This window comes from Streptomyces sp. NPDC006925 (genome assembly GCF_042869575.1).
Lineage (GTDB): Bacteria > Actinomycetota > Actinomycetes > Streptomycetales > Streptomycetaceae > Streptomyces.
This window is the reverse complement of record NZ_JBIAGB010000002.1, coordinates 520,206-540,373: the sequence shown is the minus strand read 5'-3', so window position 1 is coordinate 540,373 and position 20,168 is coordinate 520,206. Positions and strand designations below refer to the sequence as shown.

At 74.3% G+C, this 20,168-nt stretch carries 19 protein-coding genes; 5 read left to right on the top strand and 14 right to left on the bottom strand.

Translation table 11 applies throughout. From position 1 onward, the window contains the following. Window positions 1-89: 89 nt before the first annotated feature. The 13 genes from ACFYNS_RS05065 to hisI form a co-directional block, all read right to left on the bottom strand. Window positions 90-725 carry a Na(+)/H(+) antiporter subunit C gene (locus tag ACFYNS_RS05065; RefSeq protein WP_360302169.1) on the bottom strand — a complete coding sequence of 212 codons (636 nt, stop codon included), beginning with the start codon at window positions 723-725 and terminating at the stop codon, window positions 90-92. After that, window positions 722-3,787 carry a Na+/H+ antiporter subunit A gene (locus ACFYNS_RS05060; RefSeq protein WP_388600840.1) on the bottom strand — a complete coding sequence of 1,022 codons (3,066 nt, stop codon included), beginning with the start codon at window positions 3,785-3,787 and terminating at the stop codon, window positions 722-724. The genes ACFYNS_RS05065 and ACFYNS_RS05060 overlap by 4 nt, the downstream gene beginning before the upstream one ends. Before the next feature lie 83 nt (window positions 3,788-3,870). Continuing rightward, window positions 3,871-4,965: a prolipoprotein diacylglyceryl transferase gene (gene lgt, locus ACFYNS_RS05055; RefSeq protein ID WP_360301926.1), complete on the bottom strand. Its 1,095-nt coding sequence runs from the start codon at window positions 4,963-4,965 to the stop codon at window positions 3,871-3,873. A 218-nt stretch (window positions 4,966-5,183) separates the two neighbouring features. Beyond that, window positions 5,184-5,924 carry a thioredoxin domain-containing protein gene (locus tag ACFYNS_RS05050; protein WP_360301928.1) on the bottom strand — a complete coding sequence of 247 codons (741 nt, stop codon included), beginning with the start codon at window positions 5,922-5,924 and terminating at the stop codon, window positions 5,184-5,186. A 256-nt stretch (window positions 5,925-6,180) separates the two neighbouring features. Beyond that, window positions 6,181-7,056 (bottom strand): tryptophan synthase subunit alpha, encoded by an 876-nt coding sequence (gene trpA / locus ACFYNS_RS05045; protein ID WP_360301931.1) that lies wholly within the window; start codon window positions 7,054-7,056, stop codon window positions 6,181-6,183. Beyond that, window positions 7,053-8,297, bottom strand: a complete 1,245-nt coding sequence (trpB, locus tag ACFYNS_RS05040; protein ID WP_388600836.1) for a tryptophan synthase subunit beta — start codon at window positions 8,295-8,297, stop codon at window positions 7,053-7,055. Before trpB ends, trpA begins: the two co-directional genes overlap by 4 nt. A gap of 151 nt (window positions 8,298-8,448) precedes the next feature. Next, window positions 8,449-8,601 carry a tryptophan biosynthesis modulator TrpM gene (gene trpM, locus ACFYNS_RS05035; RefSeq protein ID WP_372446494.1) on the bottom strand — a complete coding sequence of 51 codons (153 nt, stop codon included), beginning with the start codon at window positions 8,599-8,601 and terminating at the stop codon, window positions 8,449-8,451. A 6-nt stretch (window positions 8,602-8,607) separates the two neighbouring features. Continuing rightward, a complete protein-coding gene (gene trpC / locus ACFYNS_RS05030) occupies window positions 8,608-9,429 on the bottom strand; it encodes an indole-3-glycerol phosphate synthase TrpC (protein WP_360301936.1) in 822 nt (273 codons plus the stop codon). 219 nt (window positions 9,430-9,648) lie between these two features. Then, window positions 9,649-10,029, bottom strand: a complete 381-nt coding sequence (locus ACFYNS_RS05025; protein ID WP_388600834.1) for a DUF2752 domain-containing protein — start codon at window positions 10,027-10,029, stop codon at window positions 9,649-9,651. A gap of 62 nt (window positions 10,030-10,091) precedes the next feature. Then, a complete protein-coding gene (locus ACFYNS_RS05020; protein WP_360301942.1) occupies window positions 10,092-10,370 on the bottom strand; it encodes an HGxxPAAW family protein in 279 nt (92 codons plus the stop codon). Window positions 10,371-10,530: 160 nt separating this feature from the next. Then, window positions 10,531-11,244, bottom strand: a complete 714-nt coding sequence (locus tag ACFYNS_RS05015) for a TIGR02234 family membrane protein (protein ID WP_388600832.1) — start codon at window positions 11,242-11,244, stop codon at window positions 10,531-10,533. Beyond that, complete coding sequence (locus ACFYNS_RS05010) at window positions 11,241-12,758, bottom strand: anthranilate synthase component I (protein ID WP_360301847.1); 1,518 nt, start codon at window positions 12,756-12,758, stop codon at window positions 11,241-11,243. The genes ACFYNS_RS05015 and ACFYNS_RS05010 overlap by 4 nt, the downstream gene beginning before the upstream one ends. A gap of 128 nt (window positions 12,759-12,886) precedes the next feature. Next, complete coding sequence (gene hisI, locus ACFYNS_RS05005; RefSeq protein WP_074998255.1) at window positions 12,887-13,246, bottom strand: phosphoribosyl-AMP cyclohydrolase; 360 nt, start codon at window positions 13,244-13,246, stop codon at window positions 12,887-12,889. A gap of 159 nt (window positions 13,247-13,405) precedes the next feature. Between hisI and ACFYNS_RS05000 the strand changes: the two genes are divergently transcribed. Both ACFYNS_RS05000 and ACFYNS_RS04995 read left to right on the top strand, forming a co-directional pair. Beyond that, a complete protein-coding gene (locus ACFYNS_RS05000; RefSeq protein ID WP_360301844.1) occupies window positions 13,406-14,038 on the top strand; it encodes a TIGR03085 family metal-binding protein in 633 nt (210 codons plus the stop codon). A 234-nt stretch (window positions 14,039-14,272) separates the two neighbouring features. Beyond that, window positions 14,273-15,535 carry a serine hydrolase domain-containing protein gene (locus tag ACFYNS_RS04995; RefSeq protein WP_388600829.1) on the top strand — a complete coding sequence of 421 codons (1,263 nt, stop codon included), beginning with the start codon at window positions 14,273-14,275 and terminating at the stop codon, window positions 15,533-15,535. Here ACFYNS_RS04995 and ACFYNS_RS04990 read toward each other — a convergent pair. Continuing rightward, window positions 15,532-16,449, bottom strand: a complete 918-nt coding sequence (locus tag ACFYNS_RS04990) for a LysR substrate-binding domain-containing protein (RefSeq protein ID WP_360301838.1) — start codon at window positions 16,447-16,449, stop codon at window positions 15,532-15,534. The genes ACFYNS_RS04995 and ACFYNS_RS04990 overlap by 4 nt on opposite strands. Before the next feature lie 91 nt (window positions 16,450-16,540). On the opposite strand from ACFYNS_RS04990, the gene ACFYNS_RS04985 reads away from it, so the two are divergent. The 3 genes from ACFYNS_RS04985 to ACFYNS_RS04975 are packed head-to-tail and all read left to right on the top strand — an operon-like array spanning window position 16,541 to window position 20,053. After that, the gene (locus tag ACFYNS_RS04985; RefSeq protein WP_388600826.1) at window positions 16,541-17,299 is read left to right on the top strand and encodes a succinate dehydrogenase cytochrome b subunit; all 759 of its coding nucleotides are present in this window, start codon (window positions 16,541-16,543) and stop codon (window positions 17,297-17,299) included. Between the two features lies 1 nt (window position 17,300). Further along, on the top strand, window positions 17,301-19,316 hold the full coding sequence (locus ACFYNS_RS04980) for a fumarate reductase/succinate dehydrogenase flavoprotein subunit (protein ID WP_360301832.1): 2,016 nt from the start codon (window positions 17,301-17,303) through the stop codon (window positions 19,314-19,316). Continuing rightward, window positions 19,313-20,053, top strand: coding sequence for a succinate dehydrogenase/fumarate reductase iron-sulfur subunit (locus ACFYNS_RS04975; RefSeq protein ID WP_388600822.1), 741 nt, complete (start codon window positions 19,313-19,315; stop codon window positions 20,051-20,053). Before ACFYNS_RS04980 ends, ACFYNS_RS04975 begins: the two co-directional genes overlap by 4 nt. Window positions 20,054-20,168: the final 115 nt, after the last annotated feature.

Below are 20,168 nucleotides of genomic sequence, written 5' to 3'. Positions count from 1 at the left end.
AGGACCGGATGCGGGGCACACTGCGGGCCCCGGACCGGACGCGGGCCCCTGGCCTGGAGCGGAGCGCCGCCCCGCCGGGTGCGGGCCGGTCACCGGTCGGCTCCCAGGATGGTCTGCCACGGGTCGTCCTCCCCTACGATCTCGTCCGCCGTCTCCTCCGCGCGGGCCTGCCGGACGCGGAAGGCGCGCGCGTCGGCGCGGGCGCGCCTGCGCAGTGCCCGGTAGCGGTCGCGGGCCGTGCCCAGGCGCTCGTAGGCGCTGTGCTCCCGCGCCTCGCGCTCCTCCTCGCTGCGGGCCAGCGCCCGGTACTCCAGGCGCCGCTTGTGGTAGGCGGCGCGCAGCCGTTCGCGTTCCTCCGCGTAGGTGGCGCGGCGCACGATGCGGATGTCCTCGGTGTCGTCGGGGACGTCGTCGTTGCCGGAGTGCTGCCAGGCGCGGTAGGCCATCGTCGCCAGGAACGCGGTCAGCGCGAGGGTGATGACGATGGCGGTCAGGATGAACGCCTGGGGCAGCGGGTCGGACATCGTCCGCGGCGAGGTGCCCGGGTAGAGCAGCGCGGCGTCGCCGTCCGGTCCGGAGGTGGCCAGCACCAGCAGGTTGATGCCGTTGCCGATGAGGACCGCGCCCAGCACGATGCGGGTCAGCGGCCGGGCCAGCAGCAGCGCCGTACCGCAGGCGAACAGCACGCCGCCGCAGCCCACCAGGGCGATCGACCCGGTCGTCATGGGCGGCCCTCCCCGCCACCGGCCGGGCCGGTCCCCCGCTCGCGCTCCAGGCGGCGGTCGATCTCCGAGCCCAGGCTGCGCAGCACGTCCAGGACGACGCCGAGGACCAGCACATAGACCCCGGTGTCGAAGAGCACCGGGCTTGCCGCGTGGAAGGGGCCGACCAGCCAGAAGTCGCCGGTCACCTTGCCGGAGGCCAGCACGCTGCCGCCCAGCCACAGGCCCGCCAGGCCGGTGCCGGTGATGATCAGCAGTCCGAGGCCGAGCAGGAAGCCCGCGTCCACGGGGGCGGCGGCGGCCAGCTCCAGGCGGCCCCCGGCCAGATAGCGCACGGCCAGCGCGAGCCCGGCCACCAGTCCCGCGGTGAAGCCGCCGCCGGGCTGGTTCTCGGCGGAGAAGAGCAGGTAGAGGGAGAGCACCACGATGGGGTGGAAGACCAGCCGGGCCATCACCTCGAACATCACCGAGCGGCCCTCGGGCGCGAGCGTGGAGCTGGCCGCCAGCCAGGTGCGGCGGGGCGCGACCGGCGAGCCGCGGTGCGGCCGGGCACCGGGGCGGCCGGGCAGCTTCCACGCGTCCCGGCGCCCGGCGCGCGGTCCGGTGTCCCCGCCGGTGCCGGGCGCCTCGGCGGAGCGGTCCAGGGCGATGCTCGCGGAGCCGGGGACGGCCCCGGTGGGCGCTCCGGGGCCGGCGACGGGCGCGGTCGGCGGCGGGCCGCCGGTCTCCTCGGTGCCCGGTACGGGCTGCGCGACGGGCACCCGGACGCGACGGCGCAGATAGACGAGGCTGGTGACGCCGACGGCGGCGGCGGCCAGCACGGCCGACTCGCCCATGGTGTCCCAGGCGCGCAGGTCCACCAGGGTGGTGGCCACCACGTTGCGGACGCCTTCGTGCGCCGTCGCCGGGAACAGCCCGGGGCCGGAGGGCAGGCCGGTGCGTGCCGCGAGGCAGAGGTGCAGCAGCGCGGCGAGCAGCCCTCCGGCGGCGACGGAGAGGACCAGCTGCACGCCCCGGCGTGTGCGCCACTTGCGGCTGCCGTCGGGGAAACGGGCGGGCAGTCTGCGCAGGACGAGGACGAAGACGGTCAGCGAGACGGTCTCGACGGCGAACTGGGTCAGCGCCAGGTCTGGCGCGCCGTGCAGCACGTAGAGGAGTCCGGCGCCGTATCCGGTGACCCCGGCCAGGACGGCCGCCTTCATCCGCTGCCGCGCCAGGACGCACAGTACCGCGACCCCGGCGACGCCGATCGCGACGACGAGCTGCGGGACCGAGTCGTACCAGCGCAGCGTGTCCGCGTCCGGCCAGGGGGCGCCCGCCACCAGCCGGGCGGTCTGGAAGCCGAACAGGACGACCAGGGCGGTGCCGAGGTAGACGGGCAGCGAGCCGCGCTGAACGACTCCGGTGACCTGGAGCGAGAGCCGCTCCAGAGCCCACAGGGAACGGGCGAACACCTGGTCGCCGTCGACCTGCGAGAGCCATCCGCCCAGTGCGGCCAGCGGCCGTCCGGCGAGGAAGAGCGCCGCGCCCAGCGCCCAGGCGACCGCCGAGAGGCCCAGCGCGGGGCCCCAGCCGTGCCAGAGGGCGAGGTGGTAGGGGGCGGCGCCGCTGGGGAAGGTGTCGGCGTAGCGGGCGAGCAGCGGGTCGAGCCACTGGGAGCCGGGGCCGAGCAGGAGTCCGGCCAGCGCACACAGCAGGGGAGGGCCCAGCAGCAGCGGCGCGACGCGGGTGCCGGGGGCCACGGTGACGGGTGCCAGCGGCGGGGCGCCGCTCTTGCGCGCGAAGGCGCCCCACAGGAAGCGCAGCGTGTAGGCGGTGGTGAGTGCCGAGCCCAGGACGACGGCCGCCAGGGCCCATGCCTCGCCGGGTCCGGCCGCCAGCAGTGCCGAGACGGCCGCTTCCTTGCCGACGAACCCGAGGAGCGGCGGCAGCCCCGCCATCGAGAGTCCGGCGAGCGCCGCGACGGCGGCCAGTGCGGGCAGCGCGCGGCCGACCCCGGAGAGCCTGGTGAGGTCGCGGGTGCCGGTGAGGTGGTCGATGGCGCCGACGGTGAGGAAGAGCGGCGCTTTGAACAGGGCGTGCGCCAGGATCACATCGGCGCCCGCCAGTGCGGCGTCCCGGGTGCCGTCGCCGACCAGCACGGTGAGGAAACCGAGCTGGCTGACGGTGCCGAAGGCCAGCAGCAGCTTCAGGTCCGTCTCCCGCAGCGCCCGCCAGCCGCCCAGCAGCATGGTCGCGCTGCCGAGCACGAGCACCAGGGGCCGCCAGGGCGGTACGTCGGCGAAGCCGGGGGCGAGCCGCGCGATCAGATAGACACCGGCCTTGACCATGGCGGCGGCGTGCAGATATGCGGAGACCGGGGTGGCCGCGGCCATCGCTCCGGGCAGCCAGAAGCTGAACGGCCAGACGGCGGACTTGGACAGGGCCCCCACCAGCACCAGCACCAGGCCACCCGCGACCAGTGCTCCCCCTGCGGGCGGGTCGGCGAGCATGCGGGAGATCCGGTAGGTGTGCGCGGCGTGCCCCAGCATCAGGAAACCGACCAGCATCACCAGTCCGCCCAGCGTGGTGACCAGCAGGGCCTGGAGGGCTGCGCGGCGGTTGGTGCGGTACTGGGAGCTGTGCCCGATGAGCAGGAAGGAGAAGACCGTGGTGAGTTCCCACAGCACGTACAGCACGATCAGGTCGTCGGCCAGCACCAGGCCGAGCATGGCCCCGGCGAAGGCGGTGAGTGCTCCGGCGAAGGAGCCGAGCTGCGGTGTGCCGGGCGCGAAGTAGGCCGCGCAGTAGAGCATCACCAGGGCGCCGATGCCTCCGGCGATCAGCACCATCACCAGGGCGAGCGCGTCACATCGCAGTGCGAGGTCGACCCCGAGCGCCGGGATCCACGTTGTGTGCTCGCTGAGCGCACCGCCGTCCGCCACCTGGTCGTAGTGCGCGGCCGCCCACCCCGCCGCGGCGGCGGGTGCCGCCGCGAGCAGCAGGAACGCGCGCGGGCCGAGCCGCCGCACCAGCGGCGCGGCACAGCACGCGGCCACGACGTGGACGACGATCAACCACAGCACTCACCGAGAATTGCATACATAGTCGCCCAATTCGGACAGGCGGCTCGCCCCCTGCCTCGTCGGGGGCCCGGTGGGCCGGTGTGTCAGGAAGCCGGTCCGTCGGCCGTCTTCCGGGACGACCGCGACTTCTCCGCCGAGGACCGCGCCTCCCGGCCGCCCTCCTCGGACTCCGAGGACTCCTCGGACGGCTCTGCCGCGGCGGCCTCGTCCTCCGACGCCCCACCGGCCGCGGCGTCCCGGCCGTCGGCGTCCGAGGGCGTCTTGGCGTCCGAGGGCCTCTTGGCGTCCGGTTCCGACGCGGCCCCCGCCTCCGAAGCCGGATCCCGGTCCCCGTCCGGCGCGTCCGGCTCCGGCTCCGGCTCGACGACCTCCTCGCGGCCGGGCCGCTTCTTCGCGGAGACGACGATGTAGAGGACGGCCAGCAGGAAGACGACGATCGCCGTCCAGTTGTTCAGCCGCATCCCGAACACGTGGTGCGCGTCGTCCACCCGCATGTACTCGATCCAGAACCGTCCCACCGTGTAGGCCGCGACGTAGAGCGCGAACGCCCGGCCGTGCCCCAGCTTGAAGCGGCGGTCCGCCCAGATCACCAGGAGGGCGACCCCGACGCACCACAGCGACTCGTACAGGAAGGTGGGGTGATAGGTCGCCAGATCGGGCGTGTCGACCGGCCGGTGCGCCGGGTCGATCTCCAGGGCCCACGGCAGATCGGTCGGCCGCCCGTACAGCTCCTGGTTGAACCAGTTGCCCCAGCGCCCCAGCGCCTGGGCCAGCACGATCCCCGGCGCCACGGCGTCCGCGTACGCGGGCAGCGGGATGCCGCGGCGGCGGCAGCCGATCCAGGCGCCGAGCGCGCCCAGCGCGATGGCACCCCAGATGCCCAGCCCGCCGTCCCAGATGCGGAAGGCGTCGACGGGGTTGCGGCCCTCGCCGAAGTAGAGCTGGTAGTCGGTGATGACGTGGTACAGCCGACCGCCGAGGAGGCCGAACGGAACGGCCCAGACGGCGATGTCGGCGACCGTGCCCGGCTGCCCGCCCCGAGCGACCCACCGGCGCCCGCCGAGCCAGACCGCGGCGAAGACGCCGAGGATGATGCAGAGCGCGTAGCCGCGCAGCGGGAGCGGCCCGAGGTGAATCTCACCGGCCGACGGACTGGGGATAAAGGCAAGGGTCTCCATGGCGCCCCTGACGGTACCGTGCCCGGCCGCACGCCGGACAATCAGCCCGCACAACGGCTGGATAACACCGCGGGGCGCCTGCCGGACCCCGCGGGCACGCCCAGGGCCGCACCCGCGGCCGCCGCCGGCCCGACCGGCGAAGGCACCCGCGGCCGCCACCGACCGGACCGGCGAAGGCACGCGCTGCCACCACCGGCCGCGATCAGGGGGGAGGTGCGCTAGCTCTTCCGCTCCACCAGGTTCCGCAGCCCGTCCGGGGTCAGCGGGTCCGAGGAGTCGCTGAAGACGTCCTTGCCGTTCAGCAGGACGGTGGGGGTGCCCTGGTGGCCGGACTTGCGGAAGTCCTCGTCGGAGCGCTTCACCCAGTCGTCGTGCCGGCCGCTGGTCACGCACGAGCGGAACTCGGGGTCGACCAGCCCCTCCACCTTGCCGGCCAGCTGGATCAGCCGCTCGGTGCGGGCGAAGGCGTCCTCCTGCTCGCGGGGCTGGTTGCGGTAGAGCACGTCGTGGTAGGGGCCGAACTTCCCCTTGTCGCGGGCGCAGGCCACCGCGTTGGCCGCTTCGTGCGAGCCCCGGCCGCCCATGTTGCCGTCGATGAGCGTCACCAGGTGGTACTCGGTCCTGAGCTTGCCCGCCCGCTCCAGGCTCTTGATGGTGTCCCGGAAGGAGTTCTCGAACTGGGCGCACGCCGGACAGCGGAAGTCCTCGTAGACCGTGAGCCGGGCCGGGGCGCCGCGCTCCCCCACGGTGACGGGCTTCGCCGACTGCGAGCCCTGGTCGTCGCCGCCCCGGGCGGCGACGGTGATCCCGACCCCGGCGGCGACGGCCAGCACCCCGGCGACCACCGCGCCCACCTTGAGCGAGCGCCACCGGCGCTCGGCTGCCCTGTCCCGCTCCCGCTCGGCCCGCAGGCGTTCGCGGGCCGAGCGCTTGCCGCCGTCATTGCTGTTCTGGCTCATCACGCCCGACCCAACGAGAGGGGCCGGTCGCCGACGAACGCGCTGCGCCCTTTTTCACCCGAAAGAGCCGTTCGGTGGGGCGGGGACAGGATGCCCCCGGCGGTCCTCCGGCTCCTCCCGCCTCCGGGAGGCGGGAGTACCGCCGGGGTGGGACCGAGGCCGGTGGCCGGGGGCCTGCCGAGAGCCGCCTCCCGGGGCCGGAGCCCCGGGAGGCGTGGCCTCCGGCACCCGGGGCGGCCCGCGTCTCAGCCGCGCCTCAGCGCCGGACGCCCTCCGCGAGGGCGGCGGCGAGCTGCCGCACCTCGTCCAGCCCGGCCGCCAGGGTGTCGGCCTCCAGCAGCCGCTTGACGAAAGCGGAGCCCACGATGACTCCGTCGGCGAACGCGGCGACCTCGGCCGCCTGCGCGGGGTTGGACACCCCGAGACCCACACAGACGGGCAGGTCGGTGGTGGAGCGGACCCGCTCGACCAGTTCGCGGGCCTCCTCGCCCACCGATTCCCGCGTCCCGGTGACTCCCATCAGCGAGGCGGCGTAGACGAAGCCGCTGCCCGCCGCGGTGATCCGGGCGAGGCGCGCGTCCTGGCTGCTGGGCGCGACGACGAAGACCGTGCCGAGCCCGGCGTGCTCGGCCGCCTTCCGCCATCCTTCGGACTCCTCGACCGGCAGGTCGGGCAGGATGCATCCGGCCCCGCCCGCCGCCGCCAGCTCCTCGGCGAAGCGCTCGGCGCCGTACCGGTCGACGGGGTTCCAGTACGTCATGACCAGCACCGGCTTCCCGGTCGCCGCGTGCGCCTCGCGGACCGTGCGCAGCACGTCGGCGATCCGCACCCCGCCCTCCAGCGCGATGGTGTCCGCGGTCTGGATGACGGGCCCGTCCATCACCGGGTCGCTGTGCGGCAGCCCCACCTCGACCACGTCGCAGCCGCTCTCCAGCAGCGCCGTGCAGGCGGCGATACCGCCGTCGACGGTGGGGAAGCCGGCCGGGAGGTAGCCGACGAGCGCGGCCCGGTTCTCGGCCCTGGCCTGTGCGAGCGTCTCGTCCAGCAGCCGGACGTTGCCGCCCGCTGCGCCGGAGTTGCCGGTGCTTCCCGGTCCGCCGGTGGCTCCCGTTTCCTCGGTGTGCCCGCTCATGCCCGCTCCCCTTCCGCGCCGTCCAGCAGGCCGAAGTACCGCGCGGCCGTGTCCATGTCCTTGTCGCCGCGACCCGAGAGGTTCACCAGGACGATTCCCTCGGGGCCCAGCTCCCTGCCCAGGTCCAGGGCGCCCGCCAGCGCGTGCGCGCTCTCGATGGCCGGGATGATGCCCTCGGTCTCGGAGAGCAGCCGCAGCGCCCGCATCGCCTGGTCGTCGGTGACCGGCCGGTACTCGCCCCGGCCGCTGTCCTTGAGATGGGCGTGCTCGGGGCCGATGCCCGGGTAGTCGAGCCCGGCCGAGATCGAGTAGGGCTCGGTGATCTGCCCCTCGTCGTCCTGCAGGACGTAGGAGCGCGAGCCGTGCAGGATGCCGGGCTCGCCCGCGGTCAGCGTGGCCGCGTGCTCGCCGGATTCGACGCCGTGCCCCGCCGCCTCGAAACCGACCAGTCGCACGCCGGTGTCCGGCAGGAAGGCGTGGAAGAGCCCGATCGCGTTGGAGCCGCCGCCCACGCAGGCGGCGACGGCGTCCGGCAGCCGTCCGGTGCGCTCCAGCACCTGCCGCCGCGCCTCGACGCCGATCACGCGGTGGAAGTCGCGCACGATCTGCGGGAAGGGGTGCGGTCCGGCGACCGTGCCGAAGAGGTAGTGGGTGCGGTCGACGTTGGCGACCCAGTCGCGGAACGCCTCGTTGATGGCGTCCTTGAGGGTGCGGCTGCCCGAGGTGACGGGGACGACCTCGGCGCCGAGCATCCGCATCCGGGCGACGTTCAGGGCCTGCCGCTCGGTGTCGATCTCGCCCATGTAGATGGTGCATTCGAGTCCGAAGAGGGCGCAGGCGGTGGCCGTGGCCACGCCGTGCTGGCCCGCGCCGGTCTCGGCGATGACCCGGGGCTTGCCCATCCGCTTGGTGAGCAGGGCCTGCCCCAGCACGTTGTTGATCTTGTGCGAGCCGGTGTGGTTGAGGTCCTCGCGCTTGAGGAGGATCCGGGCGCCGCCCGCGTGCTCGGCGAACCGCGTGACCTCGGTCAGCGCGCTGGGCCGGCCGGTGTAGTTGACCAGCAGGTCGTCGAGTTCGGCGGCGAAGGCGGGGTCCGCCTTCGCCTTCTCGTACTCCGCGGCCACCTCGTCGACGGCGGCGACCAGGGCCTCGGGGATGAACTTGCCGCCGAACGTGCCGAAGTAACCGGCGACGCTGGGGCTCTGACCCTCGGGATCGGGAATGAAGTAGTCGGACGGCATACCGAACGCTGCTCCTTGCGAGTGGGCTGATGTGACGGCTCCGGGCCCCGGCCTCTCCCCCGGGCTCCGGCCGACAGCCGGAGTCGCGCCCGCGCGGCGGCGGGCGGGCAGGGGCGCTCCCCTCAGCGGGGTGCGGGCGGGCAGGGGCGGGTCAGCGCCATCGGCGGCCGCGGATCACGCCCGGCTCGCACCCGATGTGGTACCGGACGGACCGGCCGCGCACCCGGCGCGCGGGCGCCCGGCACCCGCGCGGACGGCACCCGCGCGCCAGCGCGAGGGAGCACAGGGAGACCACAGCCGTCATCGCGCGTCAGTCCCTCCCGCCGTGGCGGAGCGCGGGGTGGGCACCCGCGGCCACCAGGTCGGAGACCGCGGTGCGCGGGTCCTTGCCCGTCACCAGCGACTCCCCCACCAGGACGGCGTCGGCCCCCTCGTTCGCGTACGCGATCAGGTCGTGCGGACCGCGGACTCCGGACTCGGCGATCTTGACGACGTGGTCGGGGATCTCGGGGGCGATCCGGGTGAAGTTGCCGCGGTCCACTTCCAGGGTCCTCAGGTTCCGCGCGTTGACGCCGACGATCTTCGCCCCGGCGGCCAGTGCCCGCTCGGCCTCGTCCTCGTCGTGCACCTCGACCAGCGGGGTGAGCCCGATGGACTCGGCGCGCTCGATCAGCGAGACCAGGGCCTCCTGCTCCAGCGCGGCGACGATCAGCAGCACCAGGTCGGCGCCGTGCGCGCGGGCCTCCCACAGCTGGTAGGAGGAGAAGACGAAGTCCTTGCGCAGCACGGGGATGTCGACGCGGGCCCGGACCGCCTCCAGGTCCGCCAGCGAGCCGCCGAACCGGCGGCGCTCGGTGAGGACGGAGATGACGGCGGCGCCGCCCGCCTCGTAGTCGGCGGCGAGCCCGGCCGGGTCGGCGATGGCCGCCAGCGCGCCCTTGGACGGGCTGGAGCGCTTCACCTCGCAGATCACCCGCACCCCGGCGGTGCTGTCGCCCTTGAGGGCCGCGAGCCCGTCCCTGGCCCGAGGTGCCCGGGCGACGCGCTCCTTGAGCTCCTCGAGGCTGACGCGCGCCTGCCGCTCGGCGAGGTCTTCCCGCACGCCTTCGATGATCTCGTCGAGCACACTCACCGAGCGGCCTCCTTGCTGGCTGGGGTTCGGGCTGGATACGGGTCGGCACCGCGCTGGCGGCGGAAAAGGTTCCGGGGCGCTCCTCGGAGGCGGAACAGGGGATGGTCGGGTGGGCCACTGTGATGGTATCCGCCCCGGCACGGAGGTCCCGCATCCGGTTGATCACAGTCCCATATAGCGGACAAATCACCGCCCCGGTGGGCGTGCGGACGCGGCTGCTCAGGGAGCCAGGCCGACTCCGAGGGGCGTGTTCCGGACAACCGTGAACGCGACCGCCAGCGCCCCGAGGGCCCACCAGTGCCAGGCCCGCAGCCGCACCGGGAAGGAGTAGCGGCGGCCCCGGACCGCGCCGACGGCCCAGTGCAGCCAGCCCAGCGCGAAGCCCGCGAAGAGCAGCACGGCGAGGACGTTCGCGCCCAGCGCGGTGCCCAGGTCGCCCTGGGTGACGGCGTGCGCGCTGCGCAGCCCGCCGCAGCCGGGGCAGTACAGGCCGGCGACGGTCAGGAAGGGGCAGGCCGGGTAGTGGCCGGGCTCGTTGGGGTCGACGACGGCCACAACGGCGAAGGCCGCGCCCACCGCGGCGAGACTGCCGAGGGGCACGGCCAGCCGCGGCACCGCTCCGGTGAGGCGGTGCCGGACGGTCGCGGCGTCCTGCCGGTCGTTCAGGAGTGCGCCTTGCCGGCGACCGGCCGGTGCGCCTGCTCGTGCGCCAGCTTGTGGGCCTGCGCCTGCTCGGCCGTCAGACCGGGGGACTTCGACTGGCCCATCCCCGCCGCCCGCATGATGCCGCCGATCACAGCGCCCGCCCCGATGACGACCAGCCCTGCGATCACACCGGCGGGCTGCGCCAGCACCGTGAAGGCGGAGGCGACGCAGAAGCCGACGAAGGCGGTGATCGAGCCGGTCCAGGCGGCCGGGGTGTGTCCGTGGCTGTGCGCCATGAATGCTCCTTGAGTCACAACATGAGGTGGGGCCACCCGGCCCGTTCGCCGCCCATTCTCCCCCTTCCGCGCCCGCGCGGGGGCACGGGGGTCGACCGTACGGCCGCGGCGGACCGCGCGCCGGTGCCGGACGCGGGCGCGGACGCCGCGGAGCCGCGGCTCAGGCGGTGCCGTGCGTGGGGTCCTCGCCGCGGTCCAGGGCCTTCCACAGGTCCTCGGGCCGGTCGGGGTCGACACGGCGCGTCCGGGCGGCGCGCTGCCGCAGCGGGGTGCGCTCGTAGCGGGCGCTGCCGGACATCGAGGGCCAGCCCGCGCCGTACCGCAGCGCCAGCAGCCCGGCGACCAGGAGCAGCGCGCCGCCTACCGCCGACACATACGGCCAGGCACTGACGTCCACGGCGCCGATGCCGCTGTCGGTCAGGCCGCTGGTCTTGGCGGCCTCGGCGGAGAGCGCACCGGTGTCATCGGCCCCCAGCAGCGCCGAGGCCAGGACGGCGGCGCCGCACAGCGTGAGCAGCCCGGAGACGATCCGACGGCCGGCGCGGCGTACGGCGAAGACGGCGACGAGCGCGGCGAGGCCGACCAGCGCCAGCGCGCTGGGCAGGCCGGTGACGTCGCCGCCCTCGGCACTGACCGGCACCTGGCCCTGGGCGAACTCGGCCGTTGAGGTGCTCCAGGTCTGGCCTGCGGAGATCAGCGCGAGGGCCGCACCCACCGCGCCGCACAGCAGGGCCGCCGCCAGCGCGGTGCGGGCCGCGCGGGAGCGCGACGTGCCCGGTCGTCCGGCGTCCGGGGCGGGCTCCGCTTCCGGTCGGGCGGGGTGCGGGCCCCCCTCGGTACCGTCCGGGTCCTGCGCGGGGGTCGAAGAAGTCACGCCTCCACGCTACCCCCGAGGCGTTCGGCCGTCCGGACCGCCCTCAGCACGGCCGCGGCCTTGTTGGCGCACTCGGTGTCCTCGGCCTCGGGGTCGGAGTCGGCGACGACTCCGGCGCCCGCCTGGACGTACGCGGTCCCGTCCCGCAGCAGTGCGGTGCGGATGGCGATGGCGGTGTCGGAGTCGCCCGCGAAGTCGAGATATCCGACACATCCGCCGTAGACACCGCGCCTGGTGGGCTCCAGCTCCTCGATGATCTGCAGCGCGCGTGGCTTGGGTGCCCCGGACAGCGTCCCGGCCGGGAAGCAGGAGGTGAGCGCGTCGAACGCGGTACGGTCCTGGGCCAGTTGCCCGGTGACGGTCGAGACGATGTGCATCACGTGGCTGTAGCGCTCGATCGACATGAAGTCGACCACCTCGACGCTGCCCGGTTCGCAGACCCGCCCCAGGTCGTTGCGGCCCAGGTCCACCAGCATCAGGTGCTCGGCCCGCTCCTTGGGGTCGGCCAGCAGCTCCTCGGCCAGCGCGGTGTCCTCGCCCGGGGTGGCACCCCGCGGCCGGGTCCCGGCGATGGGGTGCATCATCGCGCGGCCGTCCTCCACCTTGACCAGCGCCTCGGGGCTGGAGCCGACGATGTCGAAGCCCTCGAAGCGCAGCAGGTACATGTACGGGCTCGGGTTGGTGGCCCGCAGCACCCGGTAGACGTCCAGGGCGCTCGCCTCGCAGCGGGCCTCGAACCGCTGCGAGGGCACCACCTGGAACGCCTCCCCGCCGCGGATCCGCTCCTTGATGTCCTCGACCCAGCCCTGGTAGGTCGCCCCGCCCGACCGGGCCTCGACGGGCGGGAGTTCGGAGGCGGGCAGCGCCACCGGGTCGACGGGGGCGGGGCGTGCGAGGTCGGCGGCCATCGCGTCCAGCCGCCGCACGGCGTCCGCGTACGCCTCGTCGACGCCGGTGTCCAGGTCGTTGTGGTTGATCGCGTTGGCGATCAACAGCACCGTGCCGTCGCGGTGGTCGAGGACGGCCAGGTCGGAGGTGAGCAGCATCGTCAGTTCCGGCAGCCCGAGGTCGTCCGCGGTGCCGGGGTGGTGGCCGACCTTCTCCAGCCGCTGGACGATGTCGTAGCCGAGGTAGCCGACCATGCCTCCGGTGAACGGCGGCAGCTCGCCGCCCCGGTGCAGGTCGCGCGGGGTGTGCAGAGCCTCGACGGTCTCGCGGAGCGCGACGAGCGGGTCGCCGCCGGTGGGGACGCCGACCGGCGGGGTGCCCTGCCAGTGCGCTTCGCCGCCGCGCACGGTCAGCGCCGCGTCGCTGCGCACCCCGACGAAGGAGTACCGCGACCAGGTGCGGCCGTTCTCCGCGGACTCCAGCAGGAAGGTGCCGGGGCGTTCCGCGGCGAGTTTGCGGTACAGGGCGATGGGGGTGTCGCCGTCCGCCAGCAGGCGGCGGGTCACCGGGATGACCCGCCGGTTCTTGGCGAGCGTCCGGAAGGTTGCGAGGTCAGGCGCCGTCATGGCGCCTCACCCTACTGGTCCGGCGGCGGCACGGCGTCGAGGTCACCGGCCGCGGGGGCCGTGGGGCGTCGGTGCCGTCGGTGCCGGGTCGGCGGGCCACCGGTTCCGGGGCGGCGGACCGTCGGGCGTCACCGCTCCCGGGGCAGCAGCACGTCGGCGTCGAAGCAGGTGCGGCTGCCGGTGTGGCAGGCGGCCCCGGTCTGGTCGACCTGCACCAGCACGGTGTCCGCGTCGCAGTCCAACGCCACGGACTTGACCCGCTGCACATGCCCGGAGGTGTCGCCCTTGACCCAGTACTCGCCGCGGCTGCGGCTCCAGTACGTGGCGCGTCCGGTGGTGAGGGTGCGGTGCAGGGCCTCGTCGTCCATCCACCCCAGCATCAGCACCTCCCCGGTGTCGTACTGCTGGGCGACGGCGGGCAGCAGCCCGTCCGGGTTGCGCTTGAGCCGGGCGGCGACGGCGGGGTCGAGGGTGCTCTCCTGGGACATGGCTCCATTGTCCCGCACTGCGCGTACCGCTCGGCGCCGAGCGGGGCCGGGACCCCGCGTGCGGCGCGCGGCGGCACCCGGCAGCGCGCCGGACACGCCGCGCACACGCCCGGGCACCGACAGCTCCCCGTCCGCGCCCGCGCGCCGTACGCTTGCGGTATGTCGACCCATGCCAAGCGTGAACGTCTGCTGCTCGCCGATCTCTTGGAGGCCAACGGACCCGACGCGCCCACCCTGTGCGAGGGGTGGCGCACCCGGGACCTGGCCGCGCACGTCGTCGTGCGCGAACGCCGCGGGGACGCGGCCGGCGGCCTGCTGATCAAGCAGCTCGCGCCCCGACTGGAGCGGGTGCAGGCCGAGTTCACCGCCAAACCGTACGACGAGCTGATCCACCTCATCCGCACCGGGCCGCCCCGGATGTCGCCCTTCGCGCTGAAGCAGGTGGACGAGGCGGCCAACACGGTCGAGTTCTTCATCCACGGCGAGGACGTACGGCGTGCGCAGCCCGACTGGGCCCGGCGCGAGCTGGACCCCGTCTTCGAGGACGCGCTGTGGCGCCGGCTGGAGACGGCCGCCCGGATGTACGGGCGCAAGGCGCCGGTCGGCCTGGTGCTGCGCCGCCCCGACGGCCAGACGGCGGTCGCCCGGCGCGGCACCCCGGTCGTGACCGCCGTCGGCGCCCCCTCGGAGCTGCTGCTGTTCGTCTCCGGCCGCACCGAGCAGGCGGACGTGGAACTGGACGGCGACAAGGAGGCGCTCGCCCGCCTCGCCGAGGCCGGCCTCGGTATGTAGCCGGTGGCGCGCCGGTAAGGCCCTGCGAACACTCCGGCGACCGGAACCCTCCGGCCCGGCCCGCCGCGCCTGCGTCCGCGTGGGACGCCGTCCCGGAGCCGAACCGAGCAGCGCACCGGTGTGCGCCCCTGGTCCGCGCCGGGCGCCGCCCCCAAGGCGGGGCAGGGGCGGGTACGGGGACGGCTCAGGGTGTTCCCGGATGGAGCGCGGGAACGGCGCCGCGAGGGTGGAGTCATGACCTTCTCGCCGCTCTCCCGCAACCGCGCCTACCCCGCCGTCCCTCCCACCGGCCGTCCCGCCGGCCGCCCCTCCCGCCGGAACCTGCTCGCCGGGGTGGCCTCCGGTGCGGCGCTGGCCGCCGTCGGCACCCCGGTACCGGTGGCCGCCGCGGACACCCCGAAGGCCGGCCCCCGGGACGCGGGCGGCGGCCGGAGGCTCCCGCCGCCCGACGCCCGCGCGCTGCGGGCCGCCCTGGACGACCTGGCGCACCCGCGCGCCTCCGGGGCGCAGTTGCGGGTCAGCGGCTCGGCCGGGCGGTGGTACGGCACCTCGGGGGTCTCGGACCCGTCGACCGGGCGGCCGGTCGGGCTCAACGACAAGGTGCGCGCGGGCAGCGTCACCAAGGCGTTCGTGGCCACCGCGGCGCTGCAGCTCGCCGACGAGGGGCGGCTGCGCCTGGCGGCACCCGTCCGGCACTACCTGCCCGACCTGCTGCCGGAGCGCTTCGGCGGCATCACCGTGGCACAGCTCCTCGACCACACCAGCGGCCTGCCCGACCACGTCGGACTGCCCGATCTGAGCACGGCGGAGGCCGTGCTGCGGCACCGCTTCGACCGGTGGACCCCGCAGCGGATCGTGGCGACCGCCACCGGCGGCGAACCGAAGTTCCGGCCGGGCACCAGGCAGGAGTACCGCGGCGTCAACTACGTACTGGCGGCGCTGGTCATCGAGCAGGTGACGGGACGTCCGTACGGGATCGAGCTGCGCGACCGGCTGCTGCGGCCGCTGCGGCTGGGGCACACCTCCTTCCCCTCGGCGGAGGGCTACCCGCGGCGGATCCGCGGCCCGCACATGCACGGCTGCCTGGAGAGGGAGGACGGCACACTCGCGGACGTCACCGAGTTCGACATGTCCGCCTCGTACGCGGACGGCGAGATCGTGACCAGCACCGGCGATCTGCACCGCTTCCTGTCCGCGCTGTTCTCCGGAGCGCTGCTGCCGCAGCGGCAGTTGCGCAGGATGTTCACGCTGCCGCCGAAGCATGTGCGGATGCTCGACGGGAGTCCGGCGCGCTACAGCACCGGGCTGCAGACGGTCACCGTCGAGGGAGTGGAGCTGTGGGGCAAGACGGGCGAGCACGACGGCTATGCGACCGGCATGTTCGCCACCCGTGACCAGCAGCGGCGGCTGGTGTGGACGTTCACCCCGGTCGAGCCGGGCGCGGACCCCTCGCCGATGAGCCGGCGGATCGCCGAGGCGGCCACGGCCCGGCGCTAGGGCCGGCTGTCGGGGCCGGGGCCGCCGTCTTCGAGGGCGACCCGTTCGGTCAGGATCCGCTGGAGTTCCCGGGCCGCGCGGGTCGGGGAGACGTCGCCGCGGTGCGCGACCGCGACGGTGCGGTGCAGCCCGGGCGGTGCGAAGCGGGTGACCCGCAGGCCGGAGCGGGCCGCGACCATCCGGGGGACGACGGCCACTCCGAGGCCCGCGCGGACGAAGCCGAGCACGGCGTCCATCTCACCGCCCTCCACGCCGAAGACGGGTTCGAAGCCCGCGTCCCGGCAGGCGGCCACGGTCAGCTCCCGCAGGTCGTAGCCGCGCCGGAACATCGCCAGCGGACGGCCGCACAGGTCCTCGACGCGGATGCGGTCGCGGCGCGGGAGCGGGGGCGAGTCCGGGGCCGCGACGACGACCAGTTCCTCGCGCAGCAGCTCGGCCGCGGCCAGCACCGGCCCCTGGCCGGGCAGCGGCGTGATGATCAGCGCCAGGTCCAGCTCCCCCGCGGCCAGCGCCCGCACCAGGTCCTGGGAGCCGTCCTCGTGGACCATCAGCTCCACACCGGGGTAGCGGTCGTGGAAGGCGCGCAGCACGTCCGGTACGAGTCCGGCGCACAGGCTCGGCGGTGCCCCCAGCCGGATCCGCCCGCGGCGCAGCTGCGCGACCTCCTGCACCTCGCGGCGGGCCGTCTCGGTGTCGGCCAGGATCCGCCGGGCCAGCGGCAGCAGGGCCTCGCCCGCGTCGGTGAGCGAGATGTGCCCCCGCGCCCGGTGGAAGAGCTCGGCGCCCAGCTCCCGTTCCAGGGAGCGGATCTGTTGGGAGAGGGAGGGCTGGGCGACGTGCTCGCGCTGCGCCGCCCGGGTGAAGTGACGGGTGTCGGCGACGGCGACGACGTAGCGGAGCTGCTGGAGCTGCATACGGCAAGCATACGGCGCCACGATAGGCACACCCTATCGTCCGCAGCTGTTCTATGTCTTGGACTGATACCGAAAGCCATACCTACCGTGCATGGCCATGGCGACGGATATCCGCACCCCCACTCCGCAGCGGCCCCGGACCGGCTCGGCGGCCCCGCCGGGCCCGGGCCCCCGGCGGGGCCGGCTGCGCACCCTGTGGGGGTCGACGATCGGCAAGAAGGCGGTGATGGCGGTCACCGGACTGCTGATGCTGGCCTATCTGCTCGTCCACATGTTCGCGAACCTGAAGGTCTTCTTCGGCCCCGAGGACATGAACGGCTACGCGCACTGGCTGCGCACCCTGGGTGAACCGCTGCTGCGGCACGGCTGGTTCCTGTGGATCGCACGGGCCGTCCTGCTGGCGGCCGTCGTTCTGCACGGAGTGAGCGCGTACCAGCTCAGCCGGCGCGACCTCGCCGCCCGGCCGGTCGGGTACCGGCACCGCAGGCGCGGCAGCAGCTACGCGACGCGGACCATGCGCTGGGGCGGGATCATCCTGGCGCTGTTCCTCGTCTGGCACGTGCTCGACCTGACGACCGGCACCGTCAATCCGCGCGGCCAGGAAGGCCACCCGTACGAGAACATCGTGGCCGGGTTCCGCACCTGGTACGCGAACGTCATCTACCTCGTCGCCATGCTCGCCGTCGGGCTGCACATCCGGCACGGCTTCTGGAGCGCGGCGCAGACCCTCGGGGTGACCCGGCCCGGCACCGGGCGCCTGCTCAAAGCCGGAGCAACCGTGCTCGCGGCGGCCATCACCGCCGGATTCGTCTCCGTACCCATCGGCGTCATGACCGGAGTGGTGAACTGACATGAGCACCCCCAGTACCCCCTACCAGGACTACCGGACCGGGGAACCGGCCGTCGACACCAAGGCGCCCGACGGGCCGGTGGCCGAGCGGTGGAACCGGCGGCGCTTCGAGGCGAAGCTCGTCAACCCGGCCAACCGCCGCAAGCACACCGTCATCGTCGTCGGCACCGGCCTGGCGGGCGGCTCGGCCGGCGCGACCCTGGCCGAGGCGGGCTACCGCGTCGTGCAGTTCTGCTACCAGGACTCCCCGCGCCGCGCCCACTCCGTCGCCGCGCAGGGCGGCATCAACGCGGCGAAGAACTACCGCAACGACGGCGACTCGGTGCAGCGCCTCTTCTACGACACCGTCAAGGGCGGCGACTTCCGCTCCCGCGAGTCGAACGTGTACCGGCTGGCGGAGATCTCCGCCGAGATCATCGACCAGTGCGTCGCCCAGGGCGTCCCGTTCGCGCGCGAGTACGGCGGACTGCTGGACACCCGCTCCTTCGGCGGCGTCCAGGTCTCCCGCACCTTCTACGCCCGCGGCCAGACCGGGCAGCAACTGCTGCTCGGCGCCTACCAGGCACTCTCCCGGCAGATCGCCCTCGGCGCCGTCGAGATGCACCCGCGCACCGAGATGCTGGACCTGATCGTCATCGACGGCCGGGCCCGCGGCATCGTCGCCCGCGACCTGCTGACCGGGCGGATCGAGAGCCACTTCGCCGACGCGGTGGTGCTGGCCACCGGCGGCTACGGCAACGTCTTCCACCTGTCCACCAACGCGAAGAACTCCAACGCGACCGCCGTCTGGCGCGCCCACCGCAGGGGCGCCCACTTCGCCAACCCCTGCTTCACCCAGATCCACCCCACCTGCATCCCGCGCTCCGGCGACCACCAGTCCAAACTCACCCTGATGAGCGAGTCGCTGCGCAACGACGGCCGCATCTGGGTGCCCGCGGAACCCGGCGACGACCGCGCCCCGCAGGACATCCCCGAGCACGAGCGGGACTACTACCTGGAGCGGCTCTACCCCTCCTTCGGCAACCTCGTCCCCCGCGACATCGCCTCCCGCGCCGCGAAGAACGTCTGCGACGAGGGCCGCGGCGTGGGCCCCGGCGGCCACGGACACAGGGGCGGAGCCGAAGGCTCCTCGGTTGAGGGCGGTGGCGGGCGACGGGAGGGCGTGTACCTCGACTTCGCCGACACGCTCGCCAGGATGGGCCGGAAGGCCGTCGAGGAGCGGTACGGCAACCTCTTCGAGATGTACGCGCGGATCACCGCCGAGGACCCCTACACCCGCCCGATGCGCATCTACCCGGCCATCCACTACACGATGGGCGGACTGTGGGTGGACTACGACCTGATGACCACCGTGCCGGGCCTCTTCGCCATCGGCGAGGCCAACTTCTCCGACCACGGCGCCAACCGGCTCGGCGCCTCCGCGCTGATGCAGGGCCTGGCCGACGGCTACTTCGTCCTCCCCGTCACGCTCGGCGACTACCTGGCCCGCACCCCGCACCAGCCCGCCGACCCGGACCATCCGGCCGTGCACGAGGCGGTCCGCGCGGTCTCCGACCGGCTGGACGCGCTGCTGTCCGCGGACGGCGACCGCTCGTCCGAGTCCTTCCACCGCGAACTGGGCGCCCTCCTGTGGGACGAGTGCGGCATGTCCCGCACCGAGGAGGGGCTGCGCAAGGCGCTGGAGCGGATCCCCGAACTCCGCGCCGAGTTCTGGCGGCGGGTGCGGGTGCCCGGCAGCGGCGCCGCGCTCAACCAGTCGCTGGAGCAGGCCAACCGGGTCGCCGACCACCTGGAGCTGGCCGAACTGATGTGCCTGGACGCGCTGCACCGCGCCGAGTCCTGCGGCGGCCACTTCCGCGAGGAGCACCGCACGGCGGACGGCGAGGCGGCCCGCGAGGACGAGACGTTCTGCTACGCCGCCGCCTGGGAGTTCACCGGCACCGGCACGGCCCCCGTGCTGCACAAGGAAGCCCTGCACTTCGAGCACGTACACCCCACCCAGCGGAGCTACACATGAACCTCACCCTCCGGATCTGGCGGCAGCCGGACGCCGAGTCGCCCGGCGAGATGCGCACGTACGAGGTCGAGGACATCTCCCCCGACATGTCCTTCCTGGAGATGCTCGACACCCTCAACGAGACACTGCTGACCCGCGGCGAGGAACCCGTCGCCTTCGACCACGACTGCCGCGAGGGCATCTGCGGCGCCTGCGGCATGGTCATCAACGGAGCCGCCCACGGCCCCGAACGCACCACCACCTGCCAGCTGCACATGCGGCACTTCGCCGACGGCGACACCGTCGACATCGAACCCTGGCGCGCCGCGGCCTTCCCCGTCGTACGGGACCTGGTCGTCGACCGGTCCGCGTTCGACCGGGTGATCGGCGCGGGCGGCTACATCACCGCACCCACCGGCGCGGCGCCCGAGGCCCACGCGACGGCGGTGCCCAAGCCCGCCGCCGACGCGGCGTTCACCCACGCCGAGTGCATCGGCTGCGGCGCCTGCGTGGCCGCCTGCCCGAACGGGTCGGCCATGCTGTTCACCTCCGCCAAGGTCAACCACCTCGCCGCGCTGCCGCAGGGGGCGCCCGAGCGGGAGACCCGGGTGCTCGACATGGTCGCGCAGATGGACGCCGAGGGCTTCGGCGGCTGCACCCTGACCGGCGAATGCGCCACGGCCTGCCCCAAGGGCATCCCGATGCCGTCCATCGCCGCGATGAACCGGGAGTATTTGCGCGCGACGGCGAAGAGGTAGCCCGCGGGGGCGCCGCGGCGGGCGGTGCCGGGCGCCTCGGGTCGCCGGGCCGGGCGGTCGGGTGCCGGGGCCGGGCGCCCTCGCCGATGCCGGGAACGGTGCCCGCGCGGATGCC

Coding starts and splice junctions, on each gene's coding strand:
- ACFYNS_RS04990 (WP_360301838.1), bottom strand. CDS start 16,449: ATGCAGCTCCAGCAGCTCCGCTACGTCGTCGCCGTCGCCGACACCCGT.
- ACFYNS_RS04980 (WP_360301832.1), top strand. CDS start 17,301: ATGAGCACCCCCAGTACCCCCTACCAGGACTACCGGACCGGGGAACCG.
- ACFYNS_RS05000 (WP_360301844.1), top strand. CDS start 13,406: ATGTCGACCCATGCCAAGCGTGAACGTCTGCTGCTCGCCGATCTCTTG.
- ACFYNS_RS04985 (WP_388600826.1), top strand. CDS start 16,541: ATGGCCATGGCGACGGATATCCGCACCCCCACTCCGCAGCGGCCCCGG.
- ACFYNS_RS04995 (WP_388600829.1), top strand. CDS start 14,273: ATGACCTTCTCGCCGCTCTCCCGCAACCGCGCCTACCCCGCCGTCCCT.
- ACFYNS_RS04975 (WP_388600822.1), top strand. CDS start 19,313: ATGAACCTCACCCTCCGGATCTGGCGGCAGCCGGACGCCGAGTCGCCC.
- trpM (WP_372446494.1), bottom strand. CDS start 8,601: ATGACGGCTGTGGTCTCCCTGTGCTCCCTCGCGCTGGCGCGCGGGTGC.
- trpB (WP_388600836.1), bottom strand. CDS start 8,297: ATGCCGTCCGACTACTTCATTCCCGATCCCGAGGGTCAGAGCCCCAGC.
- ACFYNS_RS05020 (WP_360301942.1), bottom strand. CDS start 10,370: ATGGCGCACAGCCACGGACACACCCCGGCCGCCTGGACCGGCTCGATC.
- ACFYNS_RS05010 (WP_360301847.1), bottom strand. CDS start 12,758: ATGACGGCGCCTGACCTCGCAACCTTCCGGACGCTCGCCAAGAACCGG.
- lgt (WP_360301926.1), bottom strand. CDS start 4,965: ATGGAGACCCTTGCCTTTATCCCCAGTCCGTCGGCCGGTGAGATTCAC.
- trpA (WP_360301931.1), bottom strand. CDS start 7,056: ATGAGCGGGCACACCGAGGAAACGGGAGCCACCGGCGGACCGGGAAGC.
- ACFYNS_RS05065 (WP_360302169.1), bottom strand. CDS start 725: ATGACGACCGGGTCGATCGCCCTGGTGGGCTGCGGCGGCGTGCTGTTC.
- ACFYNS_RS05050 (WP_360301928.1), bottom strand. CDS start 5,924: ATGAGCCAGAACAGCAATGACGGCGGCAAGCGCTCGGCCCGCGAACGC.
- hisI (WP_074998255.1), bottom strand. CDS start 13,246: ATGTCCCAGGAGAGCACCCTCGACCCCGCCGTCGCCGCCCGGCTCAAG.